18 protein-coding genes and 1 rRNA gene are annotated in these 23,652 nt (G+C 51.5%); 17 read left to right on the top strand and 2 right to left on the bottom strand.

All coding sequences use genetic code 11. The features are described from left to right. Nucleotides 1-12: 12 nt before the first annotated feature. The 9 genes from rrf to radA all read left to right on the top strand — a co-directional run bounded on the left by rrf (nucleotide 13) and on the right by radA (nucleotide 9,503). A 5S ribosomal RNA gene (gene rrf / locus PUE40_RS02555) occupies nucleotides 13-129 on the top strand. A 196-nt stretch (nucleotides 130-325) separates the two neighbouring features. Beyond that, complete coding sequence (locus PUE40_RS02550; RefSeq protein ID WP_154555053.1) at nucleotides 326-1,381, top strand: aldo/keto reductase; 1,056 nt, start codon at nucleotides 326-328, stop codon at nucleotides 1,379-1,381. A 9-nt stretch (nucleotides 1,382-1,390) separates the two neighbouring features. Beyond that, entirely contained in the window at nucleotides 1,391-1,960 is a 570-nt protein-coding gene (locus tag PUE40_RS02545) for a hypothetical protein (protein WP_154555054.1), read from the top strand. Between the two features lie 15 nt (nucleotides 1,961-1,975). After that, nucleotides 1,976-2,836 carry a LysR family transcriptional regulator gene (locus PUE40_RS02540; RefSeq protein ID WP_277671813.1) on the top strand — a complete coding sequence of 287 codons (861 nt, stop codon included), beginning with the start codon at nucleotides 1,976-1,978 and terminating at the stop codon, nucleotides 2,834-2,836. A 122-nt stretch (nucleotides 2,837-2,958) separates the two neighbouring features. Further along, on the top strand, nucleotides 2,959-4,053 hold the full coding sequence (locus PUE40_RS02535; RefSeq protein WP_277671812.1) for a putative NPN-dependent ornithine cyclodeaminase: 1,095 nt from the start codon (nucleotides 2,959-2,961) through the stop codon (nucleotides 4,051-4,053). Between the two features lie 216 nt (nucleotides 4,054-4,269). Next, complete coding sequence (locus PUE40_RS02530; RefSeq protein WP_277671811.1) at nucleotides 4,270-4,953, top strand: rhodanese-like domain-containing protein; 684 nt, start codon at nucleotides 4,270-4,272, stop codon at nucleotides 4,951-4,953. Nucleotides 4,954-5,060: 107 nt separating this feature from the next. After that, the gene (locus PUE40_RS02525) at nucleotides 5,061-6,785 is read left to right on the top strand and encodes a transglutaminase domain-containing protein (protein ID WP_277671810.1); all 1,725 of its coding nucleotides are present in this window, start codon (nucleotides 5,061-5,063) and stop codon (nucleotides 6,783-6,785) included. Nucleotides 6,786-6,943: 158 nt separating this feature from the next. After that, nucleotides 6,944-8,095 (top strand): pyridoxal phosphate-dependent aminotransferase, encoded by a 1,152-nt coding sequence (locus tag PUE40_RS02520; protein ID WP_277671809.1) that lies wholly within the window; start codon nucleotides 6,944-6,946, stop codon nucleotides 8,093-8,095. A gap of 40 nt (nucleotides 8,096-8,135) precedes the next feature. Further along, on the top strand, nucleotides 8,136-9,503 hold the full coding sequence (gene radA / locus PUE40_RS02515) for a DNA repair protein RadA (RefSeq protein ID WP_277671808.1): 1,368 nt from the start codon (nucleotides 8,136-8,138) through the stop codon (nucleotides 9,501-9,503). A gap of 390 nt (nucleotides 9,504-9,893) precedes the next feature. Here radA and PUE40_RS02510 read toward each other — a convergent pair whose 3' ends face one another. Beyond that, nucleotides 9,894-11,189, bottom strand: coding sequence for a S1C family serine protease (locus tag PUE40_RS02510; protein ID WP_277671807.1), 1,296 nt, complete (start codon nucleotides 11,187-11,189; stop codon nucleotides 9,894-9,896). 247 nt (nucleotides 11,190-11,436) lie between these two features. Here PUE40_RS02510 and PUE40_RS02505 point away from each other — a divergent pair, with 247 nt between their 5' ends. From PUE40_RS02505 to PUE40_RS02480, 6 genes are all read left to right on the top strand, one after another. After that, entirely contained in the window at nucleotides 11,437-12,639 is a 1,203-nt protein-coding gene (locus PUE40_RS02505; RefSeq protein ID WP_154554860.1) for an FprA family A-type flavoprotein, read from the top strand. A gap of 12 nt (nucleotides 12,640-12,651) precedes the next feature. Continuing rightward, nucleotides 12,652-13,140, top strand: coding sequence for a YwiB family protein (locus PUE40_RS02500; RefSeq protein WP_277671806.1), 489 nt, complete (start codon nucleotides 12,652-12,654; stop codon nucleotides 13,138-13,140). Between the two features lie 25 nt (nucleotides 13,141-13,165). Further along, nucleotides 13,166-14,671, top strand: a complete 1,506-nt coding sequence (locus PUE40_RS02495; protein ID WP_154554862.1) for a DUF1846 domain-containing protein — start codon at nucleotides 13,166-13,168, stop codon at nucleotides 14,669-14,671. An 87-nt stretch (nucleotides 14,672-14,758) separates the two neighbouring features. Then, a complete protein-coding gene (locus PUE40_RS02490; protein ID WP_277671805.1) occupies nucleotides 14,759-16,417 on the top strand; it encodes a ClC family H(+)/Cl(-) exchange transporter in 1,659 nt (552 codons plus the stop codon). Then, a complete protein-coding gene (locus PUE40_RS02485) occupies nucleotides 16,414-17,556 on the top strand; it encodes an Mbeg1-like protein (RefSeq protein WP_154554864.1) in 1,143 nt (380 codons plus the stop codon). Before PUE40_RS02490 ends, PUE40_RS02485 begins: the two co-directional genes overlap by 4 nt. A gap of 119 nt (nucleotides 17,557-17,675) precedes the next feature. After that, nucleotides 17,676-18,605 (top strand): DMT family transporter, encoded by a 930-nt coding sequence (locus PUE40_RS02480; protein ID WP_277671804.1) that lies wholly within the window; start codon nucleotides 17,676-17,678, stop codon nucleotides 18,603-18,605. A gap of 584 nt (nucleotides 18,606-19,189) precedes the next feature. On the opposite strand, the gene PUE40_RS02475 is transcribed toward PUE40_RS02480, so the two are convergent. Then, nucleotides 19,190-20,116, bottom strand: a complete 927-nt coding sequence (locus PUE40_RS02475; protein WP_277671803.1) for a site-specific integrase — start codon at nucleotides 20,114-20,116, stop codon at nucleotides 19,190-19,192. Between the two features lie 143 nt (nucleotides 20,117-20,259). On the opposite strand from PUE40_RS02475, the gene PUE40_RS02470 reads away from it, so the two are divergent. Next, complete coding sequence (locus PUE40_RS02470; protein WP_277671802.1) at nucleotides 20,260-22,812, top strand: type I restriction-modification system subunit M; 2,553 nt, start codon at nucleotides 20,260-20,262, stop codon at nucleotides 22,810-22,812. 1 nt (nucleotide 22,813) lies between these two features. Next, the coding region (locus tag PUE40_RS02465) for a restriction endonuclease subunit S (RefSeq protein ID WP_277671801.1) at nucleotides 22,814-23,652 on the top strand (839 nt) is incomplete at its 3' end.

Below are 23,652 nucleotides of genomic sequence, written 5' to 3'. Positions count from 1 at the left end.
AAATAAGGAAAATCCGGTGATTATAGCAGAGAGGATACACCTGTTCCCATCCCGAACACAGAAGTTAAGCTCTCCAGCGCTGAAGATACTTGGCGGGAAGCTGCCTGGGAAATTAGGAAGTCGCCGGTTTTTTCTTTTTTTAGAAAATATATGAATGATGAAGGAACAGCACCGAGCCTTTCGGCCGGCGCTGTTTCTTATATTATATGAAGATTTGAAAAATCGTTGCTAGTATTAGATAGAAATGATATAGTAGATATGATAATTTGTAAGTGATTAAATGAAAAATATTTCAATAAGTGCTTTTTAAAGGGAGAGAAACATCATGAAAACAGTGACACTGGGAAATACGGAAATCACCGTCCCACAGAATGCCTTTGGTGCGCTGCCGATTCAGCGGGTATCCGAGGAGGAAGCGGTGAAGCTTCTTCGGGAAGCGTATCACGGCGGCATGAGATTTTTCGATACTGCCCGGGCATACTCGGACAGTGAAGAGAAGGTGGGAGCTGCTTTTGGGGAAGGAAGCCTTCCGGGAGGCGATTCCATTCGCAATCACGTGTACATCGCCACCAAGACCGCAGCCAAAACGCCGGAAGATTTTTGGAAGGACTTGGAGACTTCCCTGGCAAATCTGAAGACGGATCACGTGGATATTTATCAGTTCCACATGGTGGATCAGTGCTGGAGACCGGGAGACGGAAGCGGAATGTATGAATGCATGCAGGAGGCCAAGGCCCAGGGGAAGATTCGCCATATCGGCGTGACCGCCCACAAAATCAAGGTGGCCATGGAATGCGTGGAGTCCGGTCTGTACGAGACCATGCAGTTCCCCTTCAGCTATCTGAGCTCGGAGCAGGAGCTGGGGCTGGTGAAGAGCTGCAAAGAGCACAACGTGGGTTTTATTGCCATGAAGGGTTTGGCCGGTGGGCTGATTAACCGGGCCGATGCGGCGATGGCGTTTACGCAGCAGTTCGACAACGTCCTTCCAATCTGGGGCATCCAGCGGGAATCGGAGCTGGCAGACTGGCTGTCATTTTTTGAAAGCGGCGATGCCGCGATGACGGAGGAACTCCGGGAGTTTATCGACGGGGAAAAAGAAGAACTGTCCGGCGAGTTTTGCCGGGGATGCGGATACTGCCTGCCGTGTCCGGTGGGAATCAAGATCAACAACTGCGCCAGAATGTCCCTGATGATTCGGCGGGCGCCATCCGAGGCATGGCTGACGGAAGAGTGGCAGGAGAACATGAAGCAGATTGAGAACTGCATGGAATGCCGCCAGTGCGTAAGCCGCTGCCCGTACAATCTGGATACGCCGGAACTGCTGAAGCGAAATTATGAGGATTACAAGAAAGTTCTAGCCGGTGAAATCAGCGTAAAGTAAGGAGCGAAGATGGCATATTTTAATTTTTCGGAAATTGACAATACCACTGCAGAACCGGAACTGAAAATCTGCAGCGGAAACCTTTCGGACTACGATTGGTCTGATTTTACCCCGAGAAGATTCTTAGAGGAAGTGCAGAAGCGGTCGGATGAGGCGGAAATTTGTGCCGGTAAAAAGATGCCGGGCACTTTAGATGAGCTGCTGGCCGTGTGCCGGGAAAATCCGGCGGATGCGGTTCTGACGGAAAACTTGAAGGTGAAGGACATGTACTGCGGCCGGGAAACGGCGGAATTCTACACCAACAAGTACGACGGGGAAGGGTTCCGAATGATGGAACTGCGGTATTACGACTGCGATCCGGAATCGGATATTATTTTCTTTAAGTTCCCGTACACAGAGAAGCGGCAGTTCGCCTGCACCTTCGATGCGCGGATTTTTGTGAATAACCCGTTGACCTTTAACCGAATTCTTCGCCGGCTGTACGGATACAACGGACCGGTGCTGGTGTACGGCGAATGGGAGATGGCCGGGGGCTTGATGGCTTCCGTAGACAGCGACAACCAGATTATCAGATTGTAGACAGTGAGGGATATAATGGATTATAACTTGCAAAAGTATATTGCGTTCATAACGGCAGTGGACAATGGGAGCATTACCGGGGCGTCGGAGATTCTGAACTATTCTCAATCCGGAATCAGCCGGATGATTGGCGATCTGGAGAAGGATTGGCAGATGTCACTTCTGGAGCGGAACAAGTACGGCGTGGAACTCACTTCCGACGGCGTTCGACTGCTTCCGCAGATTCGGGCGGTGTGCAATGAGTTTCAGAAACTCACCACGGACGTGGAGGAGCTGCAGGGTTTGGAAACCGGTCTGATTCGAATCGGAACCATTTCCAGCGTGGCCACCCACGTGCTGCCGCCGGTAATTCAGAAATTCAAGAACGATTATAAGGGCGTGAAATACGAGTTGCTTCTGGGCGATTACAACGAAATTGAGGAATGGGTGCAATCCGGTCGCGTGGATATCGGATTCGTGCTGATGCCGACCAAAGACAGTTTCGATACGATTACCTACGGCACGGATGAGATGAAAATCGTACTGCCGAAGGATCACCCGTTGTGCGAGTATGAACGGATTCCGCTGGCAGAAATCGAGAAATATCCTTTTATCCTGCAGGAGAAGGACAACAATACCAGCAGCCGGGAATTTTTCCTGAAGAACGGAATCAATCTGAGGGTGGATTTTGCGACGTGGGACGACTATGCCATCATGTCCATGGTGGAAAGCGGACTGGGCATCAGCGTGCTTCCGGAACTGATTTTGAAGCGCTGCTCCTATGATATCGAAATCAAATCCCTGGAGGAACCGTTCATCCGGGAGATGGGGATCATCATGAAGGATCGGGAACGGCTTCCGATTGCGGTGAAGCGGCTGCTGAAATATTTGGTATAAAGACAACACAAAAAATGCTATGAATTGTCAGTGAGATGTGTTAAAATAAAAACAAGAAGGGTAGAAAATAGATAGGGGATTTGGACAGAGACACCTTTTAGTTGTTATAGTAGGAGGCAGTCATGGCATTTGAATTAAGAAAGTATACACATCCCGATTTTACCGAAGAGAAATTCGTAAACGCTCCTGACGCGACCTTGGTTGAGGCGCCGAGGGACGGCATCGCACCGGATAATTTCCATGCGCTGAGCATTTTCCCGGAGTATTTCAAGATTGACGGAAAATGGCTCATGGTGGAAGAGAGCCGGATGGACACCGTTCCGATGTTCGACGGTGAGAAGGTTCAGGCAGTGGAAGCGCGCAGATTGAAGGCGGGAGACCGGGTCATCTGCGGTCGCACCGAGAACTGCGAAGAAGGTATTTTTATGCACGCCAACGGATTCGATGAGAAAAGCGAAACCGGCGACACCTTCGCATTCCGAACCGGACGCTCCAGAGAGACGGCTTTCTCCAAGGACGTGGACGAAATCGTGGAGCTGCTGAAGCACGAGAAGGAGAACGGAAACGTGGTCTGGGTGCTGGGACCGGCATTTTCCTTTGACCTGAAGGCCCGCAAAGCCCTTTCCGCGCTGATTAACGCGGGATATGCGGACGCGGTGCTGGCCGGAAACGCGTTGGCGACCCACGATCTGGAGGGTGCTTACATGAATACGGCGCTGGGTCAGAACATCTACACCCAGCAGAACGCACCGAACGGTCACTACAACCATCTGGAACTGATCAACAAAGTGCGGGAGGCCGGTTCCATTCCGGAATTTATCGAGAAATACAACATCGATAACGGAATCATTTACACCGCAGTAAAAAAAGGAATTCCGGTTGTGCTGGGTGGATCCATTCGGGATGACGGACCGCTGCCGGAAGTATACGGCAACTGCTACGATGCACAGGATGCCATGCGGAACTGCGTGCGGAAGGCCACCACGGTAATTACCATGGCCACCATGCTTCATTCCATCGCAGTGGGCAACATGACACCGTCGTACCGCGTGATGGCGGACGGAACCGTGCGCCAGACCTATTTCTACATCTGTGATATCTCCGAATTCACGGTGAACAAGCTGGCGGACCGGGGAAGCTTGTCCTCCAAGGGCATCATCACCAATGTGCAGGACTTCGTGTGCAATATCGCCGACGGCCTGGGATTGGAATACTAAATATCGAAAACGACAACGAAAACGCCGCACCGAATCAAGGTGCGGCGCTTTTATTATGCAGTCACGCGCATGCGGTGGAATATAGTTTTTTTCTATATAAAAGAAATCCACTATAATTTCTTTAAATGCATGAATTATCACCAAAATATTGAAGCTGGATTTCACGGGTACTATAATAAAAATACAAAATGCTTTTCATAAATGTTAGGAGGAATTATGAAGAAGAGAAATGTTTTAGCTCTTGCTCTGGCTCTCGTAATGAGCGTTGGCATGAGCTCCAGCGTGTTTGCTGCAACATGGAGCGGCAGTGCACCGAAGGAAAATGATGTTGAGAAAGTTACCTACAACTTCATGAACGAGACCAAGTCCGGTAAATACAAATTGGTAGATACTGCGACCCTGAAGAATTGGGTGGACAAGAAAGACAAGATGATTATCGTGGACACCATGCCGGCAGCCGCTTCTTACAACAAGCAGCACGTACCGGGTGCAATCAACTCTGTAGCACCGATGACCGAGAAGGAATACACTTCCGCAGAGAAGGCCGATCTGATGAAGCAGGTAAAGCCGCTGCTGTCAAAGAAGACCGTAAAGAAGACCACCTGGACCAAGGTTTCCAAGAAGACCTACAAGAAGCTGAAGAAGTCCAACAGAAAGACCAAGAAGAAAAAGAAGAAGGTATATTACTACAAGAAGGTTGTAAAGAAGTACGTTGTTGCGGACAAGAACACTAAGATCGTAGTATACTGCGGTCACATCGGATGCGCTCGTTCTCACGTTGCCGCTGCATACCTGGTTAAGCAGGGATACACCAACGTATATCGTTACGGCGGCGGAATCTCCGCGTGGGTAGATGCTGGAAACGGTGTTGAGAAGGTAGAGACTGCACCGGCAGCATAAAATAAGACTCTTTGAGTTTTGATATTTTAGACAAGAAGGGGGAGTTGGGGGTTCTCAGCTCTCCCTTTTCGCAACCTGTGTGTTTTTATTAAAGAAAGGAAATGCATATGTACACTCAGATCTCTTCCAAGAAGCGGATGACCGCGCTGCTGGTTGCTTTCGCGTTCTTGCTGGGGACATTCGCTGTGGGAACCGAAACCGTCTCGGCCGCATCGAAGCTGAAGGTCAGTCCGACCCACAAAACGGTCTACGTGGGCAGCAAGGTTACCATCAAAGCCAATAAGAAGGTGAAATGGTCGGTTTCCGGCAAAAAGAAGATCGCAAAGATCGTTTCGAAGAAATCCAAGAAGAATAAGAAGGTCACCGTCAAAGCGTACAAGGCCGGAACGGCTTATGTAAAAGCAAAATACGGAAAGAAGACAAAGAAAATCCGCATCACCGTTCGCAGCAAGGTTCCCACAAAGATCAATGTGGTCAGCACGGAGACCGGAATCGGTGTGGGCAATCACTGCACCGTTAAGGTGAAATCGGTATCGCCTTCCTATGCAAGCAAGTCTGTAACCTGGTCTTCCAGCAATACGAAGATTGCTACCGTAAATGCCTCCGGCCTGGTGAAGGGTGTAAAGCCGGGCGTTGCTACAATTACGGCAACATCCAAGATGAGCAAGGCCAAGAAGGGCTCCGTAAAGATTCGGGTACTGAAAACCCTGAGCGGAACGGTCACGATGACCACTTCCGTTACCGACGAGACCAAATTCCCGAAGGGAAAGGTAACCCGGGTATGGATTCCGGTGCCGCAGACGGACCGGGATCAGACCGTGGCACCTTCCACGATTCAATGCAAAGCAGAGAAGGCAACAGAGGGCCCGAAAGAGACTGTGGATTCCTCCGGCAATAAGGCATTCTATGTGGTATGGGACGAGAACACGGAACCGAAGGATCGGACCGCAACCCTTTCCTACAACATCTCCAGACGGGAAATCGTCCGCCCGGACAACCTGGCCGCTTTGGAGAAGGGAAAAGTAGATACGAAGGAAATGGCTCCGTACCTCAGAGAGAGCAAAAGAAGCGGTTCCCTGACCGACGGAATCGTGAAGGAAACGGCAGATAAAATCGTCAAGGACGCCAATGCAAAGACGGTATACCAGAAAGCCCAAGCCATCTATGAATGGGTCTGCGAGAACATCTCCCGGGATAACTCCAGACATACTCCGGGAATCGGCGCCGGCAACGCAGAGTACATTCTGAATCACCCGAACGAGGGCGGCAAGTGTACCGATACGAATTCCGTCTTCATTGCGCTGTGCCGATCAGCCGGCGTTCCGGCCAGAGGCGTCTACGGCCTGTCCCTGGATGAACTGAATGGAGAATCGGGAACATATATTCAGAAGTGCAAACCGCAGTACTACCTTCCGGGCTACGGCTGGGCGGAAGCGGATACCAGTGCAGTTCTGAAAGAAATCATCGGACATGAAGATGAGTATCGAAAAGCGGGTACACCGGAGATGAAGGAAGAATGGAAGAACATCAAGGATCGGTACTGGGGTAACGGCAGTGAGCAGTGGATTATGCTCTCTACCGGAGACGACATCGAACTGTCCCCGAGACAGAGCGCTACCACCGCCGAGGATCAATATCCGACGGACAAATATCCTGAAAAATGGCCGCAGCGTCTGGCCGGGCTGAACGACGACGGTACGCTGAACTACTTCGTCTATCCGTATGTGGAATACGACGGTCAATTCAACCATGCGTACAAGAAACTCGCAGCAGAGTATCCACATTTTACATTCAATTACACATTCGAAGAAGATACAGGATGCAACTGCTAGAATATTTCATCGGATAGGAAAAGAGCGATTCGCCCGGCGAATCGCTCTTTTCCTTATCGTCGGCAGCTCGGTTCCCGCTCTTCCATCCCGGCGGATATTTGAGTATAATGGAAGCATGTAACCCGCATCCATATTGGGTTTGATAGAGGTAGAATGCAATGAAAGAACTAAAGAAAGAATTGAAAATCAGCCCGTCCCTGCGGGAACAGGAGAAAATCAGCTACGCGTCCGACGTGATAAACGTGCCGGAAGGCGGCATCGACTGCAACGAGGGCTGCAACCCGTACGGATTTCCGCCGGCCCTGGAAGAGGCCATGGCGGATTTTGATATCAAGCGGTTCGGACCGTATCCCCACAGCCATGCAATCTACGACGGCCTGCGGGAATACTGGAAAGGATATTCCGATATCGAGCCGGAGAACGTGCTTTTGGCGGACGGAAGCATCAGCGCACTGTATGTGATTTTCGGGCTGTTCCAGGCGCCGGGGGCTGTAGTGCTGGGCAATGCGCCAACCTTCAGCGATGCGGAAATGGCCGCACGGATGCTGGGCATGGAATGGCGGGCGGTGGCCCTGAATCCCGACCGGAATTACCGGTTCGATCCGGATGCTTTTGTGGAGCAGATTACCGACGATGTGACCATGATCTACATCGACAACCCCAACAACCCGACGGGGCAGGTAATCAACCTGTACGCCATTGAGAAAATCCTGGATCGGGCGCTGGAAGTGGGGGCCGGCGTGGTTATCGACGAGGCGTATGGTGATTTTATGCCGAACCAGAATTCCGCAATGACCTTGACGGAGGAGTACCCGAACCTGATCATGGTGCGCACCATGTCCAAAGCCTTCGGGCTGGCGGGTCTCCGGGTGGGATACATCATCGCCGGCAAGCCAATCATCCGTTACATGAAGAAGCTGAGAGACCCGTACATGGTCAGCGAATTCGCTCGGGAGATGGCGGGTAAAGCGCTGATGTACCCGTACCATTTCTGGAACAACATGCTGGATTTCGCCAAAATGAAGCGGGAAATTCGGGAGGCGCTGAAGAAGGCGGGGCACCTGTCCATGGCGGAGACCGACGACATGGTGTCGATTTTCGTGCTGTACCACGACGACCCGACGGTGGATCTGCAGAAGGTTTTCTGGGAAAACAAGGTGCTGTGCGTTTCCGGTGCGGATTTTGCCGGCATGGAGCGGAATTTCGTCCGGATTCGGCTGCCGAAGATGGAGGATTTCCCGATTCTGCTGGAAGCCGTTCAGCGGATTCACAACGGAGATTCCGACAAAAACAAAAACCCGCAGGGCTAAGGCGTCCGGGGCGGCATAAAATATAAAAGGATAAGGGAATATGGCAAAAAAACCAAAGACAGTATACATATGCACGGAATGCGGAAATGAAAGCAACGGCTGGCAGGGACAGTGCAGCTTTTGCGGCGCCTGGAACAGCATCGTGGAACAGAAGGTGGCGCCGGCGCCGAAGGAATCCGAAGATACCCGCCGCCGGGTGACGCCGCTGGCGAGACCGGTGCCCCTGAGCGAGGTGGGAACCCGGAACTACAGCCGGATCCACTCCGGAAGCCGGGAACTGGACCGGGTGCTGGGGGAGGGCATCGTGCTGGGATCCCTGATTCTCATCTCCGGAGAACCGGGCATCGGGAAATCCACCCTGATTGTGCAGGCGGCTAACCACATCGCCGGAACCTACGGAAAGGTGCTTTACGTCAGCGGTGAGGAATCCGAAGAGCAGGTAAAGCTCCGGGCAGACCGGGTCTGCGGGAAAATTTCCGAGAACCTGTATATTTTCCCGGAGACCAATCTGGAAAACGTGCTGGTCCACTGCGAGAACCTGCAGCCGTGTTTTGTGATTATCGACTCCATCCAGACGGTGTATTCCGGCGGAATCGATTCCGTGGCGGGCAGCGTCTCCCAGATTCGGACCTGTTCCAACCTGCTGATGAATTTCGCGAAGACCAAGAACGTGCCGGTGATGATTGTGGCCCATGTGACCAAATCCGGCGAACTGGCGGGCCCGAAGACCATCGAGCACATGGTGGACTGCGTATTGCAGTTTAACGGAGAACGGGATCGAGACCTGCGGGTGCTCCGCTCCCTGAAAAACCGTTTCGGTACGACGGAAGAAATCGGGGCCTTTCGCATGGGTCCGGAGGGGATGAAGGAAGAAAATGACCTTTCCGGCAGCCTTCTGGAGAATCCGGATGTGCAGGAAGAGGGCTCTCTGGTATCCGCCATCTACGAGGGCAGCCGGCCGGTCTTCTTTGAAATACAGGCTTTGGTGAGTCCATCCAATGTGGGTTTTGCCCGAAGAACGGCTCTGGGCATCGATCAGAACCGGCTGAATATGATTCTGGCGGTTCTGGAGAAGAAAGCGGGCATTTCCCTGTTAAACTACGACGTGTACGTGAACGTGGTGGGGGGCATGCGGCCGGACAGCACCGCAACGGATTTGGCAGTGGCTCTGGCCATCTTCAGTTCCTTCCGTGGAAAGTGCGCCGCCGCGAAGACCATCGCCATCGGCGAGATCGGCTTGACCGGAAACCTGCGGTCCGTACGAAATGCGGAAAAAATCGCGGCAGAGGCGGTGCGCCTGGGTTACGAGAAAATTATTCTGCCGAAAAAGAACAGCAAGTTCACCCTGGCCGGAATTTCCGTTGTGGGCGCAGAAAACATCATGGAAGCCATCCGCCAGGCGTATTGATGGCGGCTCCGGGCCTGAAAATCAGAACAGGCGGCCCGGGCGCCGGCACGGTTCGCGCCTGACTTCCCGCAAAGCCAATAAATTCGGTTTCTTTGCGCGAACCACCGGGCCTGAAAATCAGAAAAGGCGGCCCGGGCGCCGGCGCGGTTCGCGCCTGACTTCCCGCAAAGTCAATAAACTCGGTTTCTTTGCGCGAACCACCGGGCCTGAAAATCAGAAAAGGCGGCCCGGGCGCCGGCACGGTTCGCGCCTGACTTCCCGCAAAGCCAATAAACTCGGTTTCCTTGCGCGAACCACCGGGCCTGAAAATCAGAAAAGGCGGCCCGCAAATGAAGAAGCCTGCATCGTCAAGCAGTTGCTGACGATGCAGGCTTCTTCCATTTCCATTGTTTATTGCTCCCCTTGCGAGCTGTCCTCGGTTTGATTCTCGAACTGGGACGCCTTCTCCAGCTTGACTTTTGCGGTCACTTCTTTGCCGTTCCGCTCCACGGTGAAGGTGACGGCGTCTCCCACCTTCTTCTTCTGAATGGCCTGAATTAAGCCGTTGGAGGAGGTGACTTTCTTGCCGTCCAGCTTGGTAATCCGGTCGCCGGACTTGAGACCCGCCTTCTTGGCGTGGCTGCCGTACACCTCGTGGATGTACACGCCGGCCTTATCCACATTGTACTCGGCCTTTTGGTCCTCGGTCACGTCAAAAATGCTGATGCCTGCCGCCGGTTTTTCCACTATCGTGCCGTTCTTGATGATATCGTCGATGATCGGTGCGGCGGTATCCACCGGGATGGCAAAGCCCAGCCCTTCGATTCCGGTGCCGGAACCCTTGGCCACCACGAGACCGATGAGCTCACCCTTTCCGTTAAACAGGCCGCCGCCGGAGTTTCCCGGGTTGATGGCGGTATCCGTCTGAAGAAGGGTCAGCTTCTTGCCGTTGATGGACAGCTGCCGGTCCAATGCGCTGATGATGCCGGAAGTGGTGGTGCCGCCCAGCTGGCCCAACGGGTTGCCGATGGCCACGGCCAGGTCGCCCACCTGCACCTTTTTGCTCTTGCCGATGGTGGCGGCGGTGTAGCCGCTGCCGCCGATTTTCAGAACGGCGATATCGTTTCCTTCATCGTAGCCCACCACGGATGCGGAGCGGGATCGGCCGTTCCGCAGACGGACGGTGATTTTCTTGGCCCCTTCGATGACGTGGTAGTTGGTGGCGATGTACCCCTTCTTGTTCACGATGACACCGCTGCCGGCACCCTGGCTGACAGAGTTCCCCAGCACGCTCTTCGTGGGAACCTCGGTGCTGATTTCCACCACCGCATCCGCATTTTTCTTATAGATTTGCTGAATGGTCAGCTTGCTTCCGGTGGCGCTTTCCAGTGAATTGTTGCTGTCCAGATTGGAATAGCTGCCGCCGCGGCTCATTCGGCTTCCCAGGAAGGCCCCCAAAGCGGAGCTGAAAATTACAGCCAGGACCAAAGCCACCGCCAGAAAGCGCTTCGTGACGTAGGGGGAGTCGGACGCCTTGGGCCGAGGCGAAGGTTTTTTTCTTGGGGCTTTTTTTTCGCCGGTAAAAACACCTTCCGTGCCGCCTTTGGTTTCCGACCAAACCTGAGGGTTGACGTCCGGTTCGTCGGGATTGACCAAGACGAAATTCGGATCCTCGGGGATGGAATCAAAAGGGTTCTTTTCGTTCATATCTATTTCCTCCATGTGGTTAATTATTGAATGGATTTTCACACAACTCTAATTATTATAACCTCTCAATATGAGAATCGCGTGTGGATTCGGGAGTTTTATGAATTTTCTGTGGGGAGGGGGAAAGCCGCCATAAAACTATTGATAATCCGAGTTTTATGAGTGTATAATAACCCTATGTGTTTAAATTAAGCTTAAAGAGATTGTATTAAAAGAACATCCTTCGGGGTGCGGAAAGGAGATATGGATGTATTGCTATACTAAAATTCAAGAAGATATGTATTGGATCGGCGGCAACGACCGGAAGCTGTCCATGTTCGAGGGGGCCATCCCGATGACCGAGGGAATGGCGTACAATTCTTATTTTATCGATGATGAGAAGACCGTAGTGCTGGATACGGTGGACGATTCCGTGGTTCGCGTGTTCGACGATAACCTGGATCGCCTGCTGAACGGCCGGGGTCTGGATTACATCATCGTCAACCACGTGGAGCCGGATCACAGCGCGTCCCTGTGCGAGCTGGTGCGCCGTCACCCGGAGACCAAGATCGTGGCGACCTCCAAGATCAAGAACATGCTGAAGAACTACGTTAACTGGAACCTGAACGACAACTTCCTTCAGGTGGAAGAGGGAGAAGAGCTGAGCACCGGAAAGCACGTGTTCACCTTCGTAAATGCTCCGATGGTTCACTGGCCGGAAGTGATGATGACTTACGAGAAGACCACCGGAACCCTGTTCTCCGCAGACGCATTCGGAATCTTCGGCGCTCATGACGGAAATATTTTTGCGGACTGCTACGATTTCGACAGAGATTGGCTGCCGGCAGCCCGGAGATACTACACTACCATCGTGGGCAAATTCGGAAAGTTCACCATGGGTGCGCTGAAGAAGGCATCCGGACTGGATATTAAGATGATTTGCCCGCTGCACGGATACATCATCCGGAAGGATTTCGAGAAGTACCTGGCGGCATATACCGCATGGGGCACCTACACCGCAGAGGAGCAGGGCGTGCTGATTCTGTACGCTTCTCCGTACGGCAACACCAAGAACGGTGCGGAAATTCTGGCCAACGAGCTGGCGGCAAAGGGCGTGGACAAGATGAAGCTGATCGACGTTTCCCACACGGATCCGATGTACATCCTGCCGGAAGTATTCCGCTTCAGCAATCTGGTCATCGCCACCACCACGTACAATGGCGATATGTTCATCAAGATGGAAGAGGCACTGACCGAGCTGCGGTCCATGGGCGTATCCAACAAGAAGGTCAGCATCATTCAGAGCGGTTCCTGGGCGCCGACCGCCGGAAAGAAGGTTCAGGAGATGACGGATCAGCTCACCGGAACCGAATACGTGGGCGACATGGTGACCATCAAGGGTACCGTAAAGGAAGACTCCAGAGAAGCCCTGGTGGCTCTGGCAGATGCAATCGCAGAATCATTGAAGTAAAGAGGAGTAATTTTGGCTAAAAACAAAGCGACGTTGCGCATACGCAACCGGCAATACGAAGAGAGTCTGGAACCCAGCGGAAATGCGTTTGCCCGGAAGCTGACCCTGGATGATGAGATGGAAATGATTACGGAAGCTACCGTTTATACCAAAGAGAATTCCACCTACATCACCTATGAGGAATCGGAGAAGACGGGAATGCAGGACAGCCGCACCATGATTAAGCTGACGGGCGACATCGTGGAGGTACACCGGTACGGAAAGAAAAAGAAGAACGACGGGATGAATCTGGATCTCCATCTGGAGAAGGGCCGCTGGGAATTGGTTCGGTACCGTCTTCCTGTGGGAAGCGTGAATATCGAGATGGTGACTCACGATGTGACCCACGATCTGGACGAAGAAGGGTTTGGAAAGATTTTTGCGGAGTACAGCATGTACTTCGGCGATGAAACAATGGGAAGCCGGAGAAATAAATTGGAAATGACAATCCGGCCGGAATAGGCAAGAACGACAAGAGAGGAAGAACATGAAGAAGATTGGATTTGACGCGGAGAAGTATTTGGAAGAGCAGTCCAGATATATTCGGGAGCGCATTACAAACGGAGACGGGAGACTGTATCTGGAATTCGGTGGTAAATTGGTAGAAGACAAGCATGCCGCTCGGGTGCTTCCGGGGTATGACGAGCATGCGAAAATCAACCTGCTGCAGCGTCTGAAGGATCAGACGGAGATCATCATCTGCATTTATGCCGGTGATATCACCACCAGCAAAACCCGCCAGGATTTCGGCATCACCTACGACCTGGAAGTATTGAGACTCATCGATGCGCTGCGGGATTACGATCTTCAGATCAATTCGGTGGTGGTCACCCGGTATCAGGATGTGCCATCCGTCAACATGTTCATCAACAAGCTGGAACGTCGCGGCATCCGCACCTACAAGCATCGGTACACAAAGGGATACCCGACGGACGTGGATACCATCGTCAGCGATGAAGGCTACGGCGCCAATCCGTACATCGAAGTGACGAAACCGCTGGTGGTTGTAACCGGTCCGGGGGGCGGATCCGGAAAACTGGCCACCTCCCTGTCTCAGGTATACCACGAATACCGCCGAGGCAACAAGGCGCGCTACGCCAAGTTCGAGACCTTCCCGGTATGGAACCTGCCGCTGAAGCATCCGGTGAACATCGCCTACGAAGCGGCGACGGCAGACCTGAAGGATGTGAATATGATCGATTCCTTCCACCTGGAAGCCTATGGCAAAACCGCCGTGAACTACAACCGGGACATCGAAGCGTTCCCGGTACTGAGAAGAATTCTCCACAAAATTACCGGAGACGATTCCTATCAGTCTCCGACGGATATGGGCGTGAACCGGGTCGGATTCTGCATCTCCGATGACGAAGTGTGCCGGGAAGCTTCCCGGCAGGAAATCATTCGCCGGTACCTGCTGGCGGAATGTTCCTATAAGAAGGGCAAAATCGACGAGAGCATCCTGGAGCGCACCAAGCTCCTCATGGAAGAGGTTCAGGCCGGCCGTTACGACCGCCCGGTGGTAAAACCGGCAGAGGAGTATGCGGAACTGAAGCGTCAGGAAGAAGGCGATGAAGAGAACGTAATCATCACCGCCATTCAGCTGCCGGACGGATCCATCGTCACCGGAAAGAACTCGGAACGCATGGTGGCCACTGCCGCAATGATGCTGAACGCCATCAAGAAGCTGGCGGGAATCGATGACGGAATTCCGGTTATCTCCGCTCAGATTCTGGAGAACATCCGGGATATGAGAGTGAGCCTGTTCCACGACAAGTCCAGCCTGAATTGCGAGGAAATCATCATGGCCCTCACCATGAGCAAGATGACCAATCCGATTGCGGAGATGGCACTTCAGCAGCTGCCGAAGCTGAGAGGCTGCATGGCCCACTGCACCGCGATTCTCAGCGACCGGGACGAGCAGACCATGAAGTCCCTGGGAATTGATGTGACCAGCAATCCGGAATTCTCCACCAACAACCTTTACTCAAATTAGCGGGTAAAAAAAGATACCAGAGAGGAGTGGGAGACCGATGTCCCCGGCTCCTCTTTCGCATAATAGAGAAAAATTGAGAAGAGAACAATGACAAAAGAAAACTTGAAAGGAAAAAGCGCGGTGGGGAAGAACCTCCGCCGAAAATCCGTGTTCCGATACGCCTTAATCGGTCAGGGAATTATCATCGGCGTGACGACCGGGCTGATCATCGCCCTGTTCCGATGGCTCCTGATCTTTGCGGACGGGTGCCGGAACCGGCTGGTGGCTTACGCCAACACCGGAGTGGGACCGGCGCTCATCGCCGCTCTGGTGATGCTCCTGCTGGTGCTGGTTATCGGGTGGATTCTGCGGAAAGAACCGGAATCCACCGGCTCCGGCATTCCACAGGTGGAAGCGGAGCTGCTGGGAAAGAAGGATATGAACTGGCTGTCGGTGCTGGTTTCCAAAATCCTGGGCTGCGCCCTGTCCATCGGCGGCGGTCTGGCACTGGGACGGGAGGGCCCCAGCATCCAGATCGGTGCGATGGTGGGAAAGGGTTTTGCTCGGACCAACAAGCGGGTGCTGACCGAGGAGCGGTACCTCATGAGCTGCGGCGCCGGTGCCGGATTGTCCGCAGCCTTCGGCGCGCCTTTGGCGGGCACCATATTCTGCTTGGAGGAATTGTACCGCAACTTTTCATCGGAAGTGCTGCTGTCCACCATGGCAGCGGCGGCATCATCGGATTTTGTGGCCGCCTACATCATAGGAATGGAGCCGGTATTCGGCTTCCGAATCGAGTACCGGCTTCCGTTGAAATATTACTGGTTCGCCATGATTCTGGGGGTGGTGCTGGGCCTGTTCGGAAGATTGTATAACCGGACCATCGACCGGATGCAGGATTTTTTTGACCGGGTAGGCACGGCGGCCAACGCACTGGCCAAGAAGTGGCCGGGAAGACGGCGACTGAACCCAAAGACCGGAAAAATGGATTACAAGGGAAATATTGCACCTTTTGCCAAGCTGGCGGTGGGCCTGACCATGGCCTACATCTGCTTCTTTGCATACCCGATTACTTTGGGAAGCGGAAACGGATTGGTGAATCGGATTGCAGAGGGCGATTTCGCGCTGAAAGCGTTGCTGATCCTTTTGGCAGTGAAATTCGTATTCTCCACTGCCAGCTTTGGAACCACCGCACCGGGCGGCATCTTCCTGCCCCTGCTGGTGCTGGGCGCCGTCACCGGCGGAGTCTACTCCCGGCTGCTGGAAAACCTGCTGGGCATTGACGGAAAATACATTGCCGCCTTCGTGGTGCTGGCCATGGCGGGGTATTTTGCGGCCATCGTCCACGCGCCGGTAACGGGGGTGGTGCTGATTACGGAGATGACGGGAGATTTTCGTTCCCTGCTTGGGCTGGTGATGGTTTCTCTGATTGCCTTCGTAATCTCGGAGCGCCTGGGAACGGAGCCAATCTACACCCAGCTGATGAATCGCAGCAGCGGAAAGCGCTACAACGTTCCGAAACAGCGTAAAAGCATCATCGACGATATCGTCTATCCCGGCTCGATTATGGACGGAAAGCGAATCATGGATATGGGGCTGCCCTTGGGCGCTTTGATCGTCTCCGTGATTCGAGAGGAACAGGAATTCATTCCCGACGGGCACACCATCCTCCGAGGGGGAGATGTAATCGAGGTGCTGCTGCGGGAAGAAGACCTGGCAGAAGTGGAACACATCATTGAAGAGGAGTGCAAGAAGGTGAGATTATGAACATCCTGGACTATGTGAAGAACACCACCCGAACATTTGAAGAGATGCCGCTGAATCCGGTGGACAGCCTGGTGCTGAGCCAGCTGTCCTATGCTCGGCTGGAGTTCGCCGAGCCGAAGCCGGAGAACCTGCTGGATCGCCTGCGGAGGGGCGTGACCGTTGCCGACTTCTTTCGAAACGAGTGGTTTGAAAAAATATTCTGCGATGGGATTTCCGATTCCGACAATATGAACCTGATGGCCTACGCGGTAGCCAGCCGGCGGTACCGAAATCTGAAAATCCGGGATATCGTGGGGGACTTTGACAAGTCCAGTGAAAAGCAGTTCGGCGCCATGATTTTCCGGCTGGATGCCAACACGGACTTCGTGGCCTTCCGGGGAACGGACGGATCCATGCTGGGCTGGAAGGAGGACTTCAACCTGTCCTTCATGAACGAAGTTCCGTCGCAGTCGGAAGCGGTGGAGTATTTGGAGCGGAATTACGGATCCGGTAATCGAAAGGGACGGAATCGCCGCTTCTACGTGGGCGGCCATTCCAAGGGGGGAAACCTGGCGGTATATGCGGCACTGATGTGCAGTCCGGAAGTGCGCTCCCGCATCCTGAGGGCTTACAGCTTGGACGGACCGGGATTCCGAGATGAGGTCCAGGAAGAGCTGGACCGGATTCAGGAGAAGAGCGAAGTTGCCATCACGAAACTGGTTCCTCGCACTTCGGTGGTGGGAATGCTGATGCAGAACAGCTCGGATTACCAAGTGGTCCAGAGCGATGCCATCGGCATCATGCAGCACTTCTCCTATTCCTGGCAGGTGCAGGATTCCGATTTCGTCTATCTGGAGGAAATTGATACCGGCGGAAAATACATGAACCGGACGGTGCACGACTGGCTCCAGTCCGTGCCCGATGAGAAGCGGAAGGTGTTCATCAATTCTCTCTTTGACGTCCTGGCGGAACATCAGGTGGATACCCTCCAGGACCTGAAGGAAATGAGCCTGACGGACATGGCCAAAATGATTGCCTCCCTGCGGAACCTGGAGGAGGAGGACCGGACCGTGGTAGCGGAGGTGCTGAAATCGCTGGCCGGAGCAGCCTTGCCAAAGTTTCGCCGGAAGGACAACCCGAAAAACCCGGAAGAAAAATAATGTTTTTTGTACAGAATTCGATACCTTTATTGCGGGCGGAGAACAATGAGCGTAATATAAACAATTGGAAAAAACTGTTTAAAAAAATTAATGGTAATGGTACAGAAAGAAGGCTTATCATGAAAAAAGTGGTTACCTACATCATCTTGACGGCGTTTCTTTTCGGGACAATGGAGATTGCCCTGAAGATTGCCGGAAGCACATTTGATTCCATTCAGCTCACATTTCTCCGTTTCCTTATCGGTGGTCTGGTGCTGGCGCCTTTCGGCGTTGCGGAAATCCGGAAGGACAACATTAAGATTACAAAAGGCGATTGGCTCTGGCTGCTTCTGGTAGGTATCATGGGAATTGCCATTAGCATGCTGGCATTCCAGATTGGCGTTCAGCACTGCAACGCATCCACCGCGGCAGCACTGATTTGCCTGAACCCGCTGTTCACCATGGTTATCGCCCACTTCTTTACCTCGGAGAAGATGGACAAAGCGAAGGGGCTGGCATTTTTCATCGGCATCGTGGCAGCGGTATTCATGATTCGTCCGTGGGACGTTCAGCCGGGCAACACGGTGTTCGGTATGGGCACCATGCTTCTGGCATCCGTTACCTTTGCAGCATATACGGTAATGGGCAAAAAAACCATCGGCCGAATCGGTACTTTCGCTCAGACCAGCATCTCCTTTATCTTGGGTTCGCTGGTGCTGCTCTTGGTTCTGATTCCGATGGGACGTCCGGTATTCGCCCATATCACGGAGCAGCCGCTGGTGCTTCTCTACTGCGGAATCGTGGTTACCGGTCTGGGATACCTGTTCTACTTCTTGGCCATCCGTTTCTCGGATGCCACCACCGGATCCATCGCATTCTTCATTAAGCCGGCCATTGCACCGGTGCTGGCGGTGGCTATCCTGGGAGAACATGTCTACTGGAACACCATCGTGGGCATCGTTCTTCTAATCACCGCCTCCGTCATCACCCTTCGGGATACCTGGTCCACGGAGGATCCGGAAATCGAAAAGACGGAGCTGGAAGTTCGGGAAGGACTGGAAGTAGAATAAAAAAACTGCATGCGGTCAGCAACCGCCGGGGCCTGCGGCTCAAGCCGCCGCACCCCCCGGCCAAGATTGCCTCCCGCATGCAGTTTTTTTGTCGAATTATTTTTGTGCCGGATTATCGAACCGGGATTATAGTCGTAGCTCTCACAAGCGTCCATTTGACAATTAGAATTAATTAAGTAGATATAATGTAATATGCCTAGAATTTCAGGACGACTTCACGCTATTTTTGCAATTTATACTAATCAGCGTGAATATTTTTTTTTTGTTATACACGGTTTCGCCGTGTAATTTTCTTCGTGCAAACCATTCTTAAAAAAAGTTCACGCTTTTTGAAGGAACATCTCATTTTGACGTGAATCGCCGGTGGTAATCTGTCGTTAACGAATTAGAGTTTTGCAAAAGCAGCGAATTGCGTTCACGCTGAATCCACGTTTTCTGTCAAAAAGCGTGAACTGCCTTTATATTTCTAGGCATATGAGACTGTGCTTGCGGATAGCGGACGATACAATTAGAATTACACTTTTTGACCTGGCCTATATTAAAGCGAAAACCGAATGGCAGCAATTATAGCAATGTAAAAAAGCTTAGCTCAGACTGGACAAGGAACGCATTACCAGATCAATGTCTTTGTTTTCTAACTCTTGTATAATGTGCAGATACGTCTTCTGCGTCGTCGTCATGCTGGAATGCCCCAGTCTCTGGGCAACACTGGCAATAGAGACACCGGCAAAAAGAAGCAGGGAGGCGTGGGTATGACGAAGACCGTGGACCGAAATCACGGGAATATGAAGTTTTCGGCAGTGACGTTCCAGTACATCATTGACAGTGGAATTGTACACTTTTCCCTGTATGAATATAGGCTTGTCTTCCGGCAGGTTTCGGAGCAAGGTGGAGAATTGGACAATCAGCTGCCAATCCAGTTGGACGCGCCGGACGGAGGAGCGGTTCTTTGTGGGTTGGAATCCGCCTCCTTCTTTGTAATTCCAAGTCTTGTTGACAGAGATGGATTGCTTTGTGAAGTCGAAGTCGGCGGGGGTCAATGCCAGCGCTTCCGAGAAGCGGAGACCGGTTTTTGCAATCAGAAGAATCAGCCAATCCCAATTCAACCCTTCTTCCAGATTCAGATCCGCCAGGAGCTGATGCAGTTCAAATTGATTCAGATATTTACATTTTTTCACCCGAGGTGTTTTCCCTTTAATGATTGCTTTTCGAGTCGGGTCCCGATCGATAAGTCCTTCATCCAGCGCATCCAGAATGGCTCCTTTTAATTGATGGTGAAAGTCCATTGTTGTTTGCCGCTCATGCAGCAAGGCGTAGTCATTGAGCAGCTTTTGATAGGTAATTCGGTTCAGTTCGCCAACTTGCAATTCCGGTGACAGCCGACGAACCCAGGATAGCGTCAATTCGTATTTTTTCATGGTAACGTCACGGATGGCGCCTTCCTTGTACACTTGAATCCACTCTTCGTAATACTCGTGAAATAACGTGGTTTTCTTAATGTTGTTCAGCATAATGACCTCCTGTAAACACTTTGCAGCATGTAATGGTAAAGAAATTTCCTTTACCAATCCCCGGTGCATGGTATAATTAAAACAATCGGCTTACACCGGGAATGAGCGTTTTTGTTTAAGTATAAGATACAACGAGGAGCACTATGAATAAGCAACAATTATCCGCAAAAATCTGGGAATCTGCCAATAAGATGCGTTCGAAGATTGAGGCGAATGAATACAAGGATTACATTCTGGGGTTTATTTTCTATAAGTTCCTTTCCGAGAAGGAAGTGGAATACTTGAAGAAAAATGATTGGACGGATGAATACCTCCCGGAATTGACCGAAGAGGATACGGAAACAGTAACTAGCGTTCAGAAGAATATCGGATATTTTATTTCTTATGAAAACCTGTTCTCCACCTGGCTGGAAATGGGGAAGGATTTCCGCATTGAACACGTGCATGATGCCCTGTCGGCGTTTAACCGGAACATCAATTCGACCCATAAGCGTGTTTTTGAGAAAATTTTCGACACCCTTCAGACGGGACTTTCCAAGCTGGGGGATAACTCCGCATCCCAATCCAAAGCCATTAGGGATTTGGTATATCTAATCAAAGATATTCCGATGGACGGAAAGCAGGACTACGATGTGTTGGGATTCATTTATGAAGATTTGATTCGAAACTTTGCTTCCAATGCCGGAAAGAAGGCGGGGGAATTCTACACGCCTCATGAGGTGTCGCTGCTGATGTCGGATATTGTGGCACACCACCTGCAGAATCGCAAGGAAATTAAGATATACGACCCGACCAGCGGTTCCGGCTCTCTCCTAATCACCATCGGAAAGAGCACCGCTCGGTATATGAAGAATCGAAACAATATTAAATACTATGCGCAGGAGCTGAAGCAGAACACCTACAACTTGACTCGAATGAATCTGGTGATGCGGGGAATTCTCCCGGACAATATCGTGACTCGGTGCGGGGATACGCTGGAAGAGGACTGGCCGTATTTTGACGAAAACGATCCGGCACAGACATACGATCCTCTTTACGTGGACGCAGTGGTATCCAATCCGCCGTATTCCCAGTCATGGGATCCTACCGGGAAGGAGAACGATGTTCGCTTCGCTCGGTTCGGCTTAGCGCCGAAGGGTAAAGCCGATTATGCATTTCTGCTTCACGATTTGTTCCACGTGAAGGATGACGGAATCATGACTATCGTTCTGCCCCACGGGGTTCTTTTCCGCGGCGGTGAAGAAGGAGAGATCCGTCGGAATCTGATTGAACAGAATCATATCGATGCAATTATCGGGCTGCCGGCGAATATTTTCTATGGGACCGGCATTCCGACCATCATCATGGTGCTGAAGCAGAAGCGCGAGAACAATGATGTTCTCATTATCGATGCATCCAAGGGCTTCATCAAGGAGGGTAAAAACAATCGGCTGCGTGCCTGCGACATCAAGCGAATCGTAGATACGGTGACCGACCGCCGGGATGTTCCGAAATTCGCAAAAAAAGTCAGCCGGGAAGAAATCCGCCGGAATGACTATAATCTGAATATTCCACGGTATGTGGATTCCTCTGAAGAGGCAGAATCCTTGGATATTTATGCGTCCATGTTCGGCGGAATTCCGGAAAAAGAATTGGATTCCCTTCAGAAATATTGGAGCGCCTTCCCGCATCTTCGGGAAGAATTGTTCCGGGAAGTATCGCCCGGATACTGTGAGGTGAAGGCTTCGGATATTAAGTCCGCCGTGCAGGAGCATGAAGATGTTCAACTGTTCCGGAAACAGTTCTGCGACGCCTTTCGCACACTGGAAGATGCGCTTCATCGGACGCTTGTAGAGGAAGCGGAAACCGTAAATGCCGTGACGGCCGAGTCGGAGTTCACCGATGATATTTTTACCCGACTCAAAGATATCCCGCTGGTGGATTCTTACGAAGCCTACCAGCTTCTCCATGATTCTTGGGAAACGGTAATTGAGAACGATCTGGAGATGATTCAGACGGAAGGTACGGCGGCGGCCACGCAGGTGGATCCGAACCTGGTTCTGAAGAAGAAGAATGGAAAGGATCAGGAGGTTCAAGATGGCTGGAAGGGGCACATTCTGCCTTTCGAACTGGTTCAAGACGCATTGCTGTCTGAGGAGAAAGAGGTCATTTCGGTAAAAGAAAATCGCCTTGCCGAAATCGTTTCCGAGTATGAAGAGATTTTCGAGTCGCTGGACGAGGAGGAAAAGGCCGCGGACTATTCCGGCGAGAACGGTTTTGTCTGGAGCGAGGTAAAGAAAGCCATTAAAGCAGGTGCTTTGGAGCCGGAAACACTGCAGAAACTGACCGATGCCTCGAAGTTGAATGAGGAAGAGAAGAAACTGAAATCTGCCGTCAAGAAGGGAAAGGAGGCGCTGGAGCTTCAGACCAAAGACACCATTGAGAACCTCTGCGTCGAACAGGTCAAGGAGCTGCTTCATCGGAAGTGGATTACCCCGCTGGTGCAGAATCTTCTGAGCCTTCCGAACAATGCGGTGGATGCGCTGATTTCGGAATTGAACGCGCTGAATCAGAAATATGAAACCACTTTCGCCGAGCTGGAATCCCAGATTGCGGAAACGGAGACGCAGCTTTCGGCCATGATGGATGAACTCACCGGCAGCGAAACCGATCTGCTGGGTCTAAGCGAACTTCGGAAACTGCTGGGAGGTGAGTGATATGACGGAAAAAAGAAAATCGCCGGCCCTCCGGTTCCGAGGATATACCGATGATTGGGAACAGCGTAAGTTAGATGACATGTGCGAAATTATTACAAAACAAACAGGATTTGATTATTCTGCAACAATTAAGCCATCACTTTTAACAGAATCATCTAACGAAACATATTCTTTTATTCAAAATAAAGATTTTTCTGGAAACGAGATAAATTTAGATACGGATTTTTTTATTCCTATTGAAGTTGCAGAACGATTTCCTAAAATTCTTTTAGATAAGCCATCGTTACTGATATCAATTTCAGGACGTATAGGAAATGTGGGATTCTACAATTTACCGCAGAAATCCTTTATTGGTGGAGCAGTAGGAATTTGTAAATTAAAGAATTCTCAATATGGAGAATTTATTGTTCAAGAGCTTGAGTCTGATTATGGTAAAAATTATTTTCACTCATTGATAAAAGCATCTTCTCACGCAAATATTACAGTTGAGGATATTAGAAACATCAATATTTTAATGCCTAAAGATGATTGTGAACAAGAAAAAATTGCAAGCTATTTCAACAACCTCGACAACCTCATCACCCTTCATCAGCGTAAGCTTGAGAAGTTAAAACTGGTGAAGAAATCGATGCTTGAAAAAATGTTCCCGAAAAATGGCAGTAGCGTTCCGGAAATTCGATTTAATGGTTTTACGGACGATTGGGAACAGCGTAAGTTTAACGATATAGCTACCAGGGAATCTGCCGTTCGGAAATCCTCACCGGATTGTCCAAGCATTGAGTACGAGGACGTTGTCGCGGAAGCAGGAATTTTGAACAAAGATATTCGACTGAAAGACTC

The sequence above is a fragment of the Mogibacterium kristiansenii genome (assembly GCF_029224645.1).
Taxonomy (GTDB): Bacteria; Bacillota; Clostridia; order Peptostreptococcales; family Anaerovoracaceae; genus Mogibacterium_A; species Mogibacterium_A kristiansenii.
The sequence above is the reverse complement of the archived record's forward strand: the minus strand, read 5'-3'. Positions and strand labels throughout refer to the sequence as shown.